Source organism: Thauera aminoaromatica, from assembly GCF_000021765.1.
Classification (GTDB): Bacteria; Pseudomonadota; Gammaproteobacteria; order Burkholderiales; family Rhodocyclaceae; genus Thauera; species Thauera aminoaromatica.
Genome location: NC_011662.2, coordinates 1,086,755 through 1,100,501 on the forward strand (window position 1 = coordinate 1,086,755; position 13,747 = coordinate 1,100,501).

Below are 13,747 nucleotides of genomic sequence, written 5' to 3' on the forward strand. Positions count from 1 at the left end.
TTGTTCCCCACCACTTTCGTTAAGCGCTACCGGCCAATTGTTCAAGCACGCTCAACTCGAATCGGTCAAAGCCTGGATTGGAGACCCCGCGCATGGCGCCTTGCCGCTGCATGCCCGCATTCAGCGCGCCCTCCGGCAACTGATCCTCGACGGCGCACTCGACGTCGGCAAACCGCTGCCGGCGTCGCGGGCATTGGCCCGGTCGCTCGGCGTCTCGCGCGATACGGTCGAGTCGGCATACAGCCAGTTGCATGCGGAAGGCTTCATCGAACGGCGTGTGGGGAGCGGCAGCTTCGTGTCCGAGCGGGCGCAGGCCTCGTCAAGGCGTGGCACCGCGCGGCGCCCCGGGCCCCAGCGCGAGTCGGTGCGTCTGAGTCAGCGTGGCGCGGCGATACTCCAGGGCGGCGGCGTGCGCGACTTTGTTGCGCCAAGGCCGTTCGCCCCCGGGGTGCCGGAGACGCGCAGCTTTCCGCTGCGAACCTGGGAGCGCCTGGAACGCCAGGTGTTGAAGGACTATGGCACCCAGGCCTTGCGACACAGCCCACCCCAAGGCGTGGAGCCGTTGCGCCGCGCCATCGCGGACTACGTCAATCTTGAGCGGGGGGCGCGCGCCACGCCCGAGCGTGTGCTGGTGCTGACCAGCTCGCAACAGGCGTTGGCCCTGTGCGCAACCGTATTGCTCGACGCGGGCGACCGGATCTTCATCGAAGACCCCGTCTACCACGGTGCCCGCAAGGCGTTCGATGCCGCCGGGCTAGCGTGTGTCCCCGTGCCGCTCGACGACCAAGGCATGCAGGTGGCGCGCCTGCACGATGCGGCGAGCCCGGCCAGGGCGGTCTTCCTGACGCCCTCGCATCAGTTCCCGACCGGCGCGACGCTGGCGCTGGATCGGCGGCTCGCGGTGATCGAATGGGCGCGGCAGAACCAGGCCTGGATCATCGAGGACGACTACGACAGCGAGTTCCACTACGCCGGCAAGCCCACGGCCTGCGTGCAGGGGCTCGACCCGTACGATCGCACGATCTACATCGGCACCTTCACCAAGTCGCTGTTCCCCGGCCTGCGCATCGGTTACGTGGTCTTGCCGCCCCAGCTCGTGGCGCCCATGACCGTGGCGCGGACCCTGCTGGACGGGCACAGCGCATCCATCCCGCAGCTGACGCTGGCACGCTTCATCGAAGGGGGGCATTTCGGCGCCTATGTGCGCGCGATGCGTGGAGTCTATGCCGACCGGCTCGACGTGCTGGCAGGGCTCGTGCGCGCGCATCTGGCCGACTTCGTCGAACCGAGGGTGCCGGCCGGCGGAATGCAGATGCCCTGTGTCTTGACCCGCGACATCTCCGAGCGCGCGGTCATCGATGCCGCGGCTCGGGCGGGAATCGATCTCCTGGGGCTGACGGCGCTGCATGCTTCAACCAGGCACAGGGCCGGTTTCCTGATGGGGTTCGCGGCTTACACGCCGGCTGAACAGGAGACGGCGGTCGAGCGGCTCGCCAGGGTGCTTCGGGAACTGGAACGCCGGTAGCAGCATGTGGGCGGACGCATACAAATCGTCGGATGGAAAGCCCGAATCGGCAAAAGTGGGACGAGCCCCGCGAGGGGGCTCAAGTGAGGGTCATTCGTCACCGTACACCGTCAATGCCTGCAGTATCGGCGCGTCGGCATCGAACACCAGCAGGCGAACGTCAGCGAGCGCAGCCAGGTGCAACACTTCCACAAGGGACTCCGGCACGCCCTTGGCCCGGTGCTCCTGCCGCAGCTCTTCGGCGGTGATGCCCTCGACATGCTGCAGGTTCGCATCCGTCCAGGGCGTGGCGATCAGCTTCACGCCGACCGCTGGGCTGTAGGGAATGCGGAAGGCAACGAACAGGAAACGGGTTGGCGTGGCGATGTCGGCCAGGTTGGCCAGATAGCGGCCGGCCTCCTCGGTGATGTGCGCCGAACTGATTTCCCAGGCACGGCTGTAGAACCCGGTCTCGAAGCGCAGGCGGCGTACCACCTCTCCCGCGGCTTCCTCGGAGTAGGTGTCGCCGACGTGCAGCGGCTTGCCGGCTTCTTCGGCCATGACGGCGTAGACGAGGTTTCGGGCGATGCCATGGCTGGGGCACTGCGCGTCCAGCTCGGGCGGCACGTTCTGGCCTTCCGTGATCAGCGCGAAGTCGTCGCAGAAGACGCAGGCATGGAGCTCGACCTGGCTGTCCGGCAGGTGCGACTGCGAGACGTGCAGCGGGAGGTAGCTCAGCGGGCAGTCGTCGTCGTAGGCAATCGCCAGCAGCCGTTGCACGGACAGGCTATCGTAGCCGCGGACGAAGGGATTGTTGGAATGGGACATGGGATTCCTCCAGCAGAGGATGGCCGAGGCAATCCCCTGCCGGGGATTGAACCCCAGCGAGTGGATGAAGTGGCAGCCGGTCAGCCGGCCGCGGCGTCGGACCGCCCTGGTGGCGGGCGGTGCGGGTCAGTGGAAGATGCTGATTCGGGACATGGCCGCTCCTGCGAAAAGAAGGAGGGACATGGCCCCGAACGGGGACGCATGTCCCTCGTGGGGTGGGATGAAAGGACGGTGGGTTGCCAGGCGCGGCTCACCAGCCGTTGTAGTGCAGCGTGAGGTCAGCGATGACCTGGCGCCGTTCCAGATCGAGGCCGCCGAAGTCGGACAGCCCCTCGAAGCCGCAACGCTTGAGCATCGCGCCACCCTCGCGGGCGTTGTAGAAGCTCACCATCGCGGACAGGAACATGCGTTGACCGCTGCTCAGCACGCCCAGGGCGTCGTTGAGCATCAGCATGTTGGGCCGCAGATCCCACTTGGTGGTGGCACGCTGCAGACCTTCGCGTGTGCCGTCGCCGAACCACTCGTGGCCGGCGATCTGCGCGCCGCGCTTCCAGGCCTCGAAGAAGGCCTGCGGTGCAGCGTCGAAGTGCGCCTGTTCCAGCGCCATCTGATCGAGCACGTCTTCGGGTAAAGACAGATTCATGAGAGAACTCCTTGAAGGGTGGGAATCAGGGGTGAGCGCGCTGTGTCCAGGCATGGGTATCCAGGGCGCGCTGTGCTGCGAGGTGGGTCGGGAAATACTCGACGGACTCCCGCGATACCGGGCCTTCGTCGTCTTGCGTGCCGATGTAGTGACCGGCCGCGCTGCGCAGCACCTGTAGCGGCAGACGCTTGCCGGTCCAGGCCAGCGCCAGCGCACCACTGCGCACTGCGGTTGCAGAGGAAGATGCGGAAGGTTCAGACATGCCGTGCTCCTTGGTGGTGGGGCGGGGAGCACGCATCCCGCAGGGGATGGGGTTCCCCTCGGGTGGTTGAGAAAAGTGCATCGTCGCCAGGCCGGCGAGCGTCCGCGGTGGGCGATGCGAAGCGGACTGGATCGGTCGACGCGGCGAACCGCGTTGCAGTCTTGAAGACCGAGACTGCCAGGGCATGCCGCTGACGACTTTCAGCAACGCATGGCGTGAGGATGGGCGCGAAGCATGGCTGCCGTCGCAGGGAAAACCGAATCGCGGACGGCCCGCTTTAGGGCAGGCCCGCGTCACGGGACAAGGCAAGGACCAGGGCGCCGAAGGCCACGCGGGCCTTCGGCTGGAGAGGAAGGAAAACCACCTGTGGGCTGCGTCAGCGCAGGCCGTCGTCAAAGCCGTTCGCTGCGTCAGCAATCGCACCCGGCCCGTTTCGTGGCTGGGGCCGGAAACCTCTGGCGTGCATCCACACACAAAGGGAGCCCGTTGTTCCGCCGGCGGGCACCGGCACGGAATACCCTCGGCCCAAGGGGCCTCCTCACGGCTCGCGCGGCGGCAAGGCGTCAGGAAGCCCCTCGTGGCCGAGGCAAGGCACACCGATCAAGGGAATGGCGGCGGGCGCGATTCGTGGAGCAATGACCTTCTCGCCCCGTCGCCCGATGGTGGGCAGACGGGGCGCGCACACCGTTGCAGAAGGAGACGCGCGCTTTGGAGTCCCGCGCGGTGCGGGACGTTTGCCTCGCCGCCAGTGAAGGGCCGGCGCGGCAGGGGGAAGCGAGGATCAGGACGCCTTGGAGGCAGCGCGCCGCTTGCGCGGTGCGCTGCGCCGGCCCGTCGGGGACTCGAGCGGCAACGTGCCCTTGCAGTCCGGGTAGCGCGAGCAGGACCAGAACGCGCCGCTCTTGCCCGTGCGCTGCTGCATCGGTGCGCCGCACTGCGGGCAGGCCGGCGCCGGCGGCAGCTTGAGCGAGAGCGTCGCGCCGCGGTACTGCTGCACGAGCTGGCCGACCCACACGGACTGCTTCTCGATGAAGGTGTCCAGCGCCATCTGGCCGGCCTCGATCATGTCGAGCGCCTGCTCCCACACCGCCGTGGTGCCGGGGTCGGCGATGGCCGAGGGCACCGCGTCGATGAGCGTGAATGCCGCGTCGGAAGCGCGGACGGCGCGGCCTTTCTTGACCAGGTAGCCGCGACCGATCAGACCGTTGATGATGTTGGCGCGTGTCGCCTCGGTGCCGATGCCGGTGGTATCTCGCAGCTTCTGTTTCAGGCGCGGGTCGGTCACGAACTTGGCGACGGTCTTCATGGCCTTGATCAGCTCGCCCTGCGTGTAGGGTTTGGGCGGCAGCGTCTTCAGCGCCTTGAGATCCACCTTGCCGACCGGGCAGGACAGGCCCGCATGCAGGGCGGGCAGCACCTGGCTGCGCTGCGCATCCTCGCCATCGGCATCGTCCGGCCCCGGCGTCGCCAGCACCTCACGCCAGCCGGTGACGGCGATCTGCTTGCCCACGGCCGCCAGCGACTGACTGCCGCACGAGAACTGCGCTACCGTCCGGTCGAACTCATGGTGCGGGAGGAACTGCGCGAGGTAATGGGCGCAGATCAGCCGGTAGACGGCCAGTTCCTTCTCGTTCATGGCCGACAGGTTGGCGGGCTCCAGCGTCGGGATGATGCCGTGGTGAGCCGACACCTTGCCGTCGTTCCATGCACGCGAGCGCTGTTGGCGATCCAGGCGCTCGATCAGCGGCCGCAGGCTGGGGTCGGTCTTGACCAGACTGTCGAGTACGGTCGGCACCTCGGCCAGCATGCTCTCGGGCAGGTAGCCCGAATCCGAGCGCGGATACGTTGTCGCCTTGTGCGTCTCGTACAGCGCCTGGGCAATGTCCAGCGTCTCCTGCACGTCGAGGCCCAACTGCTTGGAGCACACCTCCTGCAGCGTGCCCAGGTCGAACGGCAGCGGCGGTGCCTCGCGCACGCGCTCGGTGTCCACCGACACGACCTGCGCATCGCGTGCCGCGCGAATGCGATCCGCAGCCTGCTGCGCCACCGGCTGCTGAAGGCAGCGACCCGCTGCATCCGTGCTGCCTTCGGGCGGTATCCAGCTCGCGGTGAAGGATTGGCCGGCATGGGATAGCAGCACATCCACGGCCCAATACGGCATGGAGACGAATCGCGCGATCTCGCGATCACGATCCACGACCAACTTCAGCGTCGGCGTCTGCACGCGCCCCACCGACAGCACGCCCGTATAGCCGGCCTGACGCCCCAGCAGTGTGAACAAGCGGCTCAAGTTCATCCCGATCAGCCAGTCGGCGCGCGATCGGGCGAGTGCGGAGAAATACAGCGGCAGCGTCTCGGCGGACGGCTTGAGCGCACCCAGTGCCTTGCGGATCGACGCATCGTTGAGCGCCGACAGCCACAGGCGCTGAATCGGCCCGCGGTAGCCGCACAGGTCGATGATCTCGCGGGCGATCATCTCGCCCTCGCGGTCGGCGTCGGTCGCTATCACCAGCTCGCCCGCCTTGGCGACGAGCTGCTGCACGACCTTGAATTGCGCTGCGGTCGCCGCCTTGGGCTCGACACGCCAACGCTCAGGAAGAATGGGCAGTTGCTCGATGGCCCAGCGCTTGTATTGCTCGCCGTAGCCTTCGGGCGGAACCGCCTCCACCAGATGACCGATGCACCAGGTCACGACGACACCCGCGCCGCTGTAGCAGCCGTTGCCGCGTTGAACGGCACCCAGCACACGGGCGATGTCCTTGCCCTGGGAGGGCTTCTCGCACAGGAACACGCGCATGAAGCCTCCTTGGAAATGTGCGGTTCATCGGATGGGCGTCAGCTTGGCGGGGCCAGGAGATGCCGGCAGCAAGGAAGCCGATTGATGCAGACACCGCTTTGTGATCGGCAGGCGGTCCGTTGCCGCAGCGGTGCGCATAGACCGCAGGAGTTGGCACAGCAAGAGCGTCGTTTCTGGAGGGCGGCTGGAACTCCGTGGACGACCTTGGAGCTATCCCCTGGGGATAGCTCGCTGGTGCATCGCGGGCGTATGACGGTTGCTACAGCCGCCCTCGGGGGAACGGCGATGGGCGAATTACTGTCCGCCGGCGGGCTTGGCGCTGAGCGCCACCGACTCGATGCGGTACGGCAGGATGCCCACGCGCCGCGCCTCGACCTTGAACGTCACGCGCTCGTTCTCGTCGGCGTCCTCCCATTCGTCGCGCACGGTGCGGCCCTCGACCAGCACCCGCATGCCTTTCTGGTACAGCGTCTTCCAGTGCTCGGCGTCGCGGTGCCACAGCTCCACGGGCGCCCAGAAGCCGCCGCGATCTTCGTACTCGCCGTCCTTCTTCGGGATCGGGTTGTCGAAGTAGACGTTCAGGCGCAGCAGCCGGCGCGGCTCGTCGTTGCCGTTCGGAAATTCGCGGTAGTCCGGCGCAGAACCGATGTTGCCCTCGCCGACGAAGTGCGTGCTCATGGTGACTCCTTGGTGGTGGGTGGAACGGACGCGGTATGCCCGTGGACGCGCCGCAGGTAAGCCGCTTCGGCCTGCGCGGCCTTGTTGGCGCATTCCAGGGCTTGGCGAGCGATGCTGTGGGTCAGACTGATCTGCATGTTCAGCACGATGCGCTGCAGTTCGATCGCGTACAGCTCGTCGATCAGCGAGGCCGGCGTCGCGGGGTTGGCCAGCAGGGCCTCCCACAACGCCACGCCCATGGAGGAACGGTCGAGGTTGCGCCAGCGCAGGAAGGTCGTCCCTGCGCCAGTGGCCTGCTGGGCCAGTTGCACGTCGAGCAGGCTGAAGGGATAGGCGCGCGCCTGGGGCAGCACGCGCCGCTGCGCCAGGCCAATCACGTCGTCGCGCAGCGCTGCGCACTGGCTGGCCCAGGTCTCCAGACTCCCCTTACCCTTAAAAGGCTGTAAAAGGCCTTTTAGGTAGCCTGCGTGTTCCAGCCGCTGGAAGTCCGCCTGTTCCAGCGCCACGAAGCGCGTGGAGTGGCTGATGGGGATCGATGCTGTCATGCGCCCGCAGCCTCATCGCCCGCCGCACCATCGGCTGTGCCATCCGTGTGAGCCGGCGCATCGGGCTCGATGGCGGGCGCTGCAAGCGGCGTGCCGGGCTTGGTCGTCCGCCGCGCGATCGGTGGCGCGAAGCGCGAGCGGCGCGTGCCTTCCAGCACGTCCTGCGGCAACTCGCCGAACTTCTCCAGCGCCGCTCGCGCCGCCGCGTTCTTCGCCGCGAAGTCGTCGCGCGTGGTGCCCGAGTAGCGGTACTGCTGGGCCAGCGAGAACAGGCTGCGCAGCGCGTGCGCGCCATCATTGAGCCAGCGCTCCAAGGTGCTGCGGTCGATCAGCGCCGTGTGGTGCGCCAGGATGAGTTTGCGCGCCAGGTCGTCGTAGTCAGCCAGCAGGTACACCGCCATGAAGCCGAGCTGGGCGTTCACGAACAGCGGCAGCTTCACCGGCTGCACGTTCATGTTCTCGCCCAGGGACAGCGCCGCTGGCACGTCGGCCAAGGCCTGATCCACCTGTTCGCGCAGGGTCTGCAGGCGGGTCTTGGTGTCGGCGAGCTTGTCCTCGATCCGCAGCATCCACCAGTCCGAGTACGGGTCGTCCTGCTCGGCGCCGCGCTTCATCTTGTTCATGGCGCCGATGAAGCCGTTGAGACCGATGATGCCTGGGCGCCCCTCGGTCGGCGCGCGGCCGTGCCAGATGCGCGAAGCGTGGTGCGTGTGCAGCGTCAGCGACATCGCGCTGCGCAGCGATCCGAGATTCAGTTGCAGGGGTTCTGTGCGTTCGTTGGCCATTGGAGCGACTCGCGGTGAAGGGGCGAGTCGCCAGCATCGGCATCGGCCGGAAGGCTGTCAGTCAACAAACCGCAGCCCATGCGCGCCCGGTTTGTTCTGCGCGGAAGGCTGTGTGTGCCGGCTATCCCCTGGGGATAGCTCGGCGGATGTGTTCGCGGCTCGCGCGGAGGTGAGACCGCGTTGCGGGGCTATGCCTCGCGAGGTCTGTACCAGGCGGCCCGTTGCCCCTCCACCTCACGGTAGCGAAGCTCGAACAGGCGGCACTCGTGCACCACCTGCCGCCAACTGCTGCAGCCGTAATTGGCTGGAAGCTGCTCGGGATGCCGGTCCGCGATCCAGCGGCCAGCGGCGGCGATCGGTGTCCAGCCCTCGACGGCCAACTGCGCGGCGGCCTCGCGTAGCGCACGAACGATGCCGGCGGCCGGCCAGTCCACCGTGCCGTCCGGCGCGATGCCATTGACCACCAGGTCGTGGAACACATCCGAGTGGACGAATTCCGCTGCCAGGCGCCGCGCCTGATCCATGTGCTCGGCCCAGCCGCGCAACTGCTCGAAGTGCTGATCGATGCGCGTGTAGGCGGAACCGAGTTCGTCCTGTGCAGCGCGGCACCCGTCCACGGTCCATAGATCGTGCTGGTCGATGAAGTGGTGCACCAGTGTGTTGCGCAGCGATACCAGGTCTTTGAGGTCGGCCTGGGTCTTGGCGTAGTCCTGCGCAGACAGGCTCAATTGCACGCGCGTGCGAAAGGAGATCACGTCGCCGGGAAGATCGTCGTCGCGTTCCTCGCCGCCATTTCCATCGGTGACGACATACGAACCAAACAGTTGTCCGATCAACGTGCCCAGGGTCTTGGTCGCGGCATCTTCAATCCGCGCTGCGCGAATGGCCTCCAGCGAATGCGCCGGGCCTGAAATCTCGTGGTGGGCCACGATGGCTTTCATGAGGCGCTCGTATTGTTGAAGGCGCAACAGGCATCTGCCCAGCAAGCGCTGAACGTCTGGCTGTAGTGGTTGCAGTGCGTTTGTGGCGGGGGAAGTCGTCATGTCCATCGTCGGCCGGGCTCGTGCGTGGCTGTCCTCGTCTGATTCACAGGCGACAGTTTCGCCTGTCATTCGGCGGGCGACAATCGAGCGCGGCGGAAAGATGTCTGTTCCAGCTATCCCCTGGGGATAGTCAACATCAGCGATCACGCAAGGCTTCTCGGAGCTGAGCCAGGTAGGCTCGTGCGACCTCGGGGTCAGCCGCACGGGATGCCGGCGGTGACGAGGGCGCAGGTGACGGGGGCGCTGGCGGTGCCGATGCACTTTCTCCGGCCCAGGCCTTGAACTCCCCGCGGATCGCCTTCTGGATGATGCCAAACAGGTAGCCGGCCGGGTTGCGTACCGCGCTGTTGTGGCAGCGTGCCGCCCACTCGTCGAGAACGGCCTGCCTCTGCGCCTCGTCCACCTGCTGCAGCGCCACCAGCGCGCCGGCCTGCTGCTCGTCCTTCAAGCGCAGGAAACGCTCGGGTAGCCGCAGGTTCTGCAAGGCCCTCGCGCGCGGTACTGTACGTACTTCATTTATACGATCATTACGTACTGTACGGTCCTCCTTCGGAATCCGAAGAGAGCCGTCCGGCGCGGGTTTCGGTCCTGCTTCGGATTCCGAAGACGGGCGCGCAGCATTCCGAAGAAGGGCTTCCTGGCCTTCTTCGGATTCGTGGTCCGCACCCTCCTGTGGATAACCTGGCGTCGTCCAGCCATGCAGCGCCATGCGCTGCGCCAGCACCTGCAAGCGGGTCGGCAATGTGCGGCCGCTGAGCAGCGGGTCTTCGGCAATCTCCTTGAGCGTGTTCATGCCCACGATCTGTACCGCCTTGGCGGCATGGGTCAGCGCCTGGCTGACCAGGCCGAGGTAGTCGGCATCGAGTTGCATCGCCTCGAAGGGTGTCAGCGGTTCGTCGTGCAGCACGTAGAGGTTTCCCTGGATGCGGCCGGTCTTCGGGTCGCGCCGTCGTCGCACCAGGCTCAGCCAGCGCGTCAGCCGCAGCAGCGTCAGGGCGCGCGCCACGGTCTCGTGCGATGCCTGCGCCGCACAGGGCATCGAGGCCAAGTAGGGGCGCAATTGGTCGTAGGTGGGAAAGGCGGTCACGCCGTCGTCGTTGAGCTGCAGGCGGAACACCTGCCAGGCATTGCGCTCCAGCGGCGTCAGGCGTCGATCGAGGAACAGCGCGCGCGGCACGCTCTCGTGCCGGTTGCCGCTGTAGAGAAAACCGTCCTGGCTCGGCGCCGTGCCCTGCGCCGGTTCCTTCGGCTCAAGGTGCCGCAGCGCCTCGTCGAACAACGCCGACAGCGCAACCGGGCCATCGCGCCGTGGTGCGCTGCCCGTGGTCATGGCTACACCAGCCCCTGGTCGATCCAGTTCCGTATCGCCGACCAGATCACCGACATGGGCAGGGTCATGGCCTCGGCCAGGTCCATGGTCAGCGCCAGCATCGCCATGTCGTCGGTCAGGGCGACATGGCGCTCGGCGACGCCGGCCTTCCAGCGCTCCCACAAGGCCACGTCCTGCGCCTCGTCGAGCACCGGATGCCGGCCCTTGCGCTTGGGCAGCCCGAGGATGTTGCGGCGCAGCGCCACTTCCTGATGCGTGAGGCCGTAGAACTTGCTGACCATCTCCGTGCTCGCCCCCAGGCGCAGCATGCGGTCCACCGTGGCGATCTCCCGCTCCACGTCGTGCACCTGGCTCAGCAGCCGCTTCAACACTTCCCGGTTCACCGACACCGAACACCACGACACCGTGGCATTCACCAGCATGCTCACGAGCTCGGGGTGTTTCAGCGCATCCAGCTCCTCCTCGCCGAAGCCCATGGCCTTGCAGCGGCGCAACTGGCCGTTGCGCAGGTCATGCAGAGCCTGGGCGATCACGGCCTGGTTGAGCGGGTGCGGTGCCGACATACGGGAGCCTCCTGCGCTCAGGAATCCTGGCTCGCTACGCCGGCTTCCAGATCCAGCAGCCGGCGCGCCAGGCGCAGCAGACGGAACAGCTTCACCAGCGCAGCATCGCTCAGGCGTGTGGCCGAGCCGCCGTGGCCATGCAGCAGCGCCGCCAGCTCGTCGGCCAGCCGCGCGCGGTCCAATCCGTTCGCGGAGGGCGGAGCCGCACTCAGCACATGCAGCAGGGTCAGCACCGCCCGCGCGAACGCCGGCAGCGCCTTCGCCTGGCCCACAACCGGCGCCGCGCAGACGAAGCCGATGCCGCCGACGCTGGCCTCGATGTGGTCGCCGACCGCCGCTTCCTCGCCGATCTCGCGCGCGAACTGCGCGATGTGCACGCGCAGGCGATCCGGCACGTCCAGCCCCGGCTCGACGTACCAGACGTCCGAGATGGGATAGAGCCCGCCGACCTGCACGGGGATCGCACGCAGCGCATCGGCCTCGAAGTCGGGCAGCTTGTCGCCGAGCTGGTCCGCGACCATCCGCTGGATGGACTGCAGGCGCTCGGTGGTCGGTGCCGGTGTCACGATGTGCCCTTGCAGGCGCTCTTCGCGTTCCCCGTGCTGGTCCTCCGGCGCTTCGGGCGATGCAGGCGGTGTCGCTGCTGGCGCCGAAGGCGCGACCGGCGTGGTGTCGCGCGGCACAGACGAGGCGGGTGGCTGCTGAGGCGCGGAGACCGGCGGGGGAGGATCAGCAGGCACGACAGGCGCTGCCGGTGGCGTCGGCGCCGCCGGTTCGCTGGTCAGCGCACGCTGGCGGCTTTCGCTGTCGTTGATCTCCAGCGCCAGCGTGTCGTAGTCCGCCTCCAGCAGCTCGGCCATCTGGCCGACCAGCTCGTCCTGCACCCGCTGCGGCGAGAAGTCGTCCGGCTGTGTGTCGAACTGCGTCAGCACGTCCTGAAACAAGGTGGCGAAGTCCACGGCCACGGTGCGGCCCAGCGCACGCCGCTCCCAGGTGCGCTCGCACGCCTTGCGCAGCACCGCGAGCCGGTCCACCTGATGCCGGCCCAATCCGCCGTACAGCAGCGTCGGGATCGCCGGCAGCAGATAGCGCACCGCATCGTTCATGCGGCTGATGTGTGACTGCGGCACCGGATAGCCGTCGGCCGTCAGCCGCCGCGCGAGTTCGCTCTGTGACAGCGCCTGGCCGCTTTCCTGCTCGTAGAACTCGCGCGCCTTCTCGATGCCCAAGGCCCGCTCGATGAAGCTCAGCCCGCCGCGCAGCTCGTTCTCGGCCAGATGTCCAGTCAGCGCCACGATTTCGCCGCGCGCCGGCCACGGGCGGAACAGGCACGCAATGCGGAAGAAGCGTTCCTCCTTGGTCTCGCTCCACAACTCGCGCAGGATCGCGAGCCGCGTGTTGCCGCCGTTGCGAATGATGTAATGCGCCTCGCCCGGCCTGCGCGTGATCGCGGGGGGCGCGTCCAGCCCGCGTTCGCGGATGGACGCCTTGATCTCCGCATAGGCCGGGTTGCGCGTCACGCGCGGGTCGTGGTCGTAGGGCCGCAACTGGTCCAGCGTCACCACCATCGGCGTGTCGGCGATGGGGTCGCTCAAGGTCGCGGCCGAAGGGCCGCTGCGCTCGAAGCCGGTGGCCAGAAGCTTGGCAGCCATGTCCTGCGGCGTCAGCTCAGCCACGGCCGTTCTCCTGCGCCTGCCGGTCGGCGCGGCGAAGTTGCGCGCGTGCATTGCGGTCGGCACGGTGGTCGCTCGCAGTCGAGCTGGTGTAGATCGACGCGCAGCCTTGTTTCGTGAATTTCAGGTGCCCACCGGACGTGCGCACCACGCGCCAGCCTTCGCCCAGCGCGAACTCGATCAGCGCGCGCAGCCGTTCACGGCCGCGCGCCAGTTCATGCGCGCTCGCCATGGCCGGCCCCTCCCGCATCGGCCCGGCCGGTGACTAGCGCGAAGCGCTCCCGCCACACGGGGAACAGCTCGCCGGCCAGCGTGCGCATGGTCTCCAGCGCCGCGGGCGCGGTGCGCCCCGCCGGCTGCCGGTACTCCACCCGATGCACCGGCAATCCTCGTGTCGCAGCGCGCGGATAGGCCTCGATGGCCGGCACGTCGGTGCCCAGCACCTGCACGCCGGCCTGTTCCTGGAACACCTGTCGCAGCGCCTGCTGGACCAGCCGCGCGTTCGACGACACCGGATGCACACGGTTGATGAGCAGGCGCAGCGGTGGCGGCTCGATGCCCAGGTGCCGATACGGCGCGATGTCCTCGATCAGTTGCAGCGTGCCGCGCCGCAGCTCGCGCGCCGCGAGGATCTCCGGCGTCACCGGCGACAGCGCCAGGTCGGACGCCAGCACCGCCATCTCCAGCAGCACGCTGCGCGCGCCCTGGGTGTCGACCAGCAGCAAGTCATAGTGCGTGCGGAAGACGGGAAGCAAATGGCGCAGTCGAAGGCGCCCATCCGGTGCGTGCAGCAGCAGCGTGTTCAGCTCGCCGCGGTCGTCGTTGGAGAGCACCAGGTCCAGGCCCGCGATCGCGGTGCGCGACACCAGTTGCTCGATGCGCCGCTCATTGAAGGCCAGCATCTCGTAGATGCCGCCGGGCGCGCGCACGTCCAGCGTGAAGTAGCTCGACAGCGTGGGCTGCACGTCCAGGTCCAGCAGCAGCACGCGCAGCCCGGCATCGGCGATGAAGCCGCCCAGGTTGGCCGCCGTCGTGGTCTTGCCCACGCCGCCCTTGGTCGAAATGATGGACACCACCTGCATGGGCTTCTCCTCGT

At 67.7% G+C, this 13,747-nt stretch carries 14 protein-coding genes; 1 reads left to right on the forward strand and 13 read right to left on the reverse strand.

The window, feature by feature from the left end:
- The first annotated feature begins 37 nt into the window (after positions 1-37).
- Positions 38-1,525 carry a MocR-like pyridoxine biosynthesis transcription factor PdxR gene (gene pdxR / locus TMZ1T_RS04830; RefSeq protein WP_012584770.1) on the forward strand — a complete coding sequence of 496 codons (1,488 nt, stop codon included), beginning with the start codon at positions 38-40 and terminating at the stop codon, positions 1,523-1,525.
- Positions 1,526-1,615: 90 nt separating this feature from the next.
- Here pdxR and TMZ1T_RS04835 read toward each other — a convergent pair whose 3' ends face one another.
- The 13 genes from TMZ1T_RS04835 to TMZ1T_RS04895 all read right to left on the reverse strand — a co-directional run bounded on the left by TMZ1T_RS04835 (position 1,616) and on the right by TMZ1T_RS04895 (position 13,733).
- Positions 1,616-2,332, reverse strand: a complete 717-nt coding sequence (locus TMZ1T_RS04835; RefSeq protein ID WP_012584771.1) for a DUF5983 family protein — start codon at positions 2,330-2,332, stop codon at positions 1,616-1,618.
- 250 nt (positions 2,333-2,582) lie between these two features.
- A complete protein-coding gene (locus tag TMZ1T_RS04840) occupies positions 2,583-2,975 on the reverse strand; it encodes a hypothetical protein (RefSeq protein WP_011829941.1) in 393 nt (130 codons plus the stop codon).
- Positions 2,976-3,000: 25 nt separating this feature from the next.
- Positions 3,001-3,237 (reverse strand): hypothetical protein, encoded by a 237-nt coding sequence (locus tag TMZ1T_RS04845; RefSeq protein WP_010792170.1) that lies wholly within the window; start codon positions 3,235-3,237, stop codon positions 3,001-3,003.
- A 781-nt stretch (positions 3,238-4,018) separates the two neighbouring features.
- Positions 4,019-6,034 carry a DNA topoisomerase III gene (locus TMZ1T_RS04850; protein ID WP_012584772.1) on the reverse strand — a complete coding sequence of 672 codons (2,016 nt, stop codon included), beginning with the start codon at positions 6,032-6,034 and terminating at the stop codon, positions 4,019-4,021.
- Positions 6,035-6,328: 294 nt separating this feature from the next.
- A complete protein-coding gene (locus TMZ1T_RS04855) occupies positions 6,329-6,712 on the reverse strand; it encodes a single-stranded DNA-binding protein (RefSeq protein ID WP_004362284.1) in 384 nt (127 codons plus the stop codon).
- Positions 6,709-7,257: a DUF3158 family protein gene (locus TMZ1T_RS04860; protein ID WP_012584773.1), complete on the reverse strand. Its 549-nt coding sequence runs from the start codon at positions 7,255-7,257 to the stop codon at positions 6,709-6,711. The genes TMZ1T_RS04855 and TMZ1T_RS04860 overlap by 4 nt, the downstream gene beginning before the upstream one ends.
- Entirely contained in the window at positions 7,254-8,042 is a 789-nt protein-coding gene (locus TMZ1T_RS04865; protein WP_012584774.1) for a PFL_4669 family integrating conjugative element protein, read from the reverse strand. Before TMZ1T_RS04865 ends, TMZ1T_RS04860 begins: the two co-directional genes overlap by 4 nt.
- A 188-nt stretch (positions 8,043-8,230) precedes the next feature.
- Positions 8,231-8,983: an OST-HTH/LOTUS domain-containing protein gene (locus tag TMZ1T_RS04870; protein ID WP_041589616.1), complete on the reverse strand. Its 753-nt coding sequence runs from the start codon at positions 8,981-8,983 to the stop codon at positions 8,231-8,233.
- 238 nt (positions 8,984-9,221) lie between these two features.
- Positions 9,222-10,415: an STY4528 family pathogenicity island replication protein gene (locus TMZ1T_RS04875; protein WP_012584776.1), complete on the reverse strand. Its 1,194-nt coding sequence runs from the start codon at positions 10,413-10,415 to the stop codon at positions 9,222-9,224.
- A 2-nt stretch (positions 10,416-10,417) separates the two neighbouring features.
- A complete protein-coding gene (locus TMZ1T_RS04880) occupies positions 10,418-10,978 on the reverse strand; it encodes a DUF2857 domain-containing protein (RefSeq protein WP_012584777.1) in 561 nt (186 codons plus the stop codon).
- Positions 10,979-10,995: 17 nt separating this feature from the next.
- Entirely contained in the window at positions 10,996-12,654 is a 1,659-nt protein-coding gene (locus TMZ1T_RS04885) for a ParB family protein (protein ID WP_012584778.1), read from the reverse strand.
- The gene (locus TMZ1T_RS04890; RefSeq protein ID WP_012584779.1) at positions 12,647-12,883 is read right to left on the reverse strand and encodes a hypothetical protein; all 237 of its coding nucleotides are present in this window, start codon (positions 12,881-12,883) and stop codon (positions 12,647-12,649) included. Before TMZ1T_RS04890 ends, TMZ1T_RS04885 begins: the two co-directional genes overlap by 8 nt.
- Positions 12,867-13,733: a ParA family protein gene (locus TMZ1T_RS04895; protein ID WP_012584780.1), complete on the reverse strand. Its 867-nt coding sequence runs from the start codon at positions 13,731-13,733 to the stop codon at positions 12,867-12,869. Before TMZ1T_RS04895 ends, TMZ1T_RS04890 begins: the two co-directional genes overlap by 17 nt.
- Positions 13,734-13,747: the final 14 nt, after the last annotated feature.

What these genes read in the sequence shown, in the direction of transcription:
- TMZ1T_RS04880 (WP_012584777.1), bottom strand. Translation starts at nt 10,978, where the DNA reads ATGTCGGCACCGCACCCGCTCAACCAGGCCGTGATCGCCCAGGCTCTG.
- TMZ1T_RS04895 (WP_012584780.1), bottom strand. Translation starts at nt 13,733, where the DNA reads ATGCAGGTGGTGTCCATCATTTCGACCAAGGGCGGCGTGGGCAAGACC.
- TMZ1T_RS04840 (WP_011829941.1), bottom strand. Translation starts at nt 2,975, where the DNA reads ATGAATCTGTCTTTACCCGAAGACGTGCTCGATCAGATGGCGCTGGAA.
- TMZ1T_RS04860 (WP_012584773.1), bottom strand. Translation starts at nt 7,257, where the DNA reads ATGACAGCATCGATCCCCATCAGCCACTCCACGCGCTTCGTGGCGCTG.
- TMZ1T_RS04890 (WP_012584779.1), bottom strand. Translation starts at nt 12,883, where the DNA reads ATGGCGAGCGCGCATGAACTGGCGCGCGGCCGTGAACGGCTGCGCGCG.
- TMZ1T_RS04865 (WP_012584774.1), bottom strand. Translation starts at nt 8,042, where the DNA reads ATGGCCAACGAACGCACAGAACCCCTGCAACTGAATCTCGGATCGCTG.
- TMZ1T_RS04870 (WP_041589616.1), bottom strand. Translation starts at nt 8,983, where the DNA reads ATGAAAGCCATCGTGGCCCACCACGAGATTTCAGGCCCGGCGCATTCG.
- TMZ1T_RS04845 (WP_010792170.1), bottom strand. Translation starts at nt 3,237, where the DNA reads ATGTCTGAACCTTCCGCATCTTCCTCTGCAACCGCAGTGCGCAGTGGT.
- TMZ1T_RS04850 (WP_012584772.1), bottom strand. Translation starts at nt 6,034, where the DNA reads ATGCGCGTGTTCCTGTGCGAGAAGCCCTCCCAGGGCAAGGACATCGCC.
- TMZ1T_RS04835 (WP_012584771.1), bottom strand. Translation starts at nt 2,332, where the DNA reads ATGTCCCATTCCAACAATCCCTTCGTCCGCGGCTACGATAGCCTGTCC.
- TMZ1T_RS04855 (WP_004362284.1), bottom strand. Translation starts at nt 6,712, where the DNA reads ATGAGCACGCACTTCGTCGGCGAGGGCAACATCGGTTCTGCGCCGGAC.
- TMZ1T_RS04875 (WP_012584776.1), bottom strand. Translation starts at nt 10,415, where the DNA reads ATGACCACGGGCAGCGCACCACGGCGCGATGGCCCGGTTGCGCTGTCG.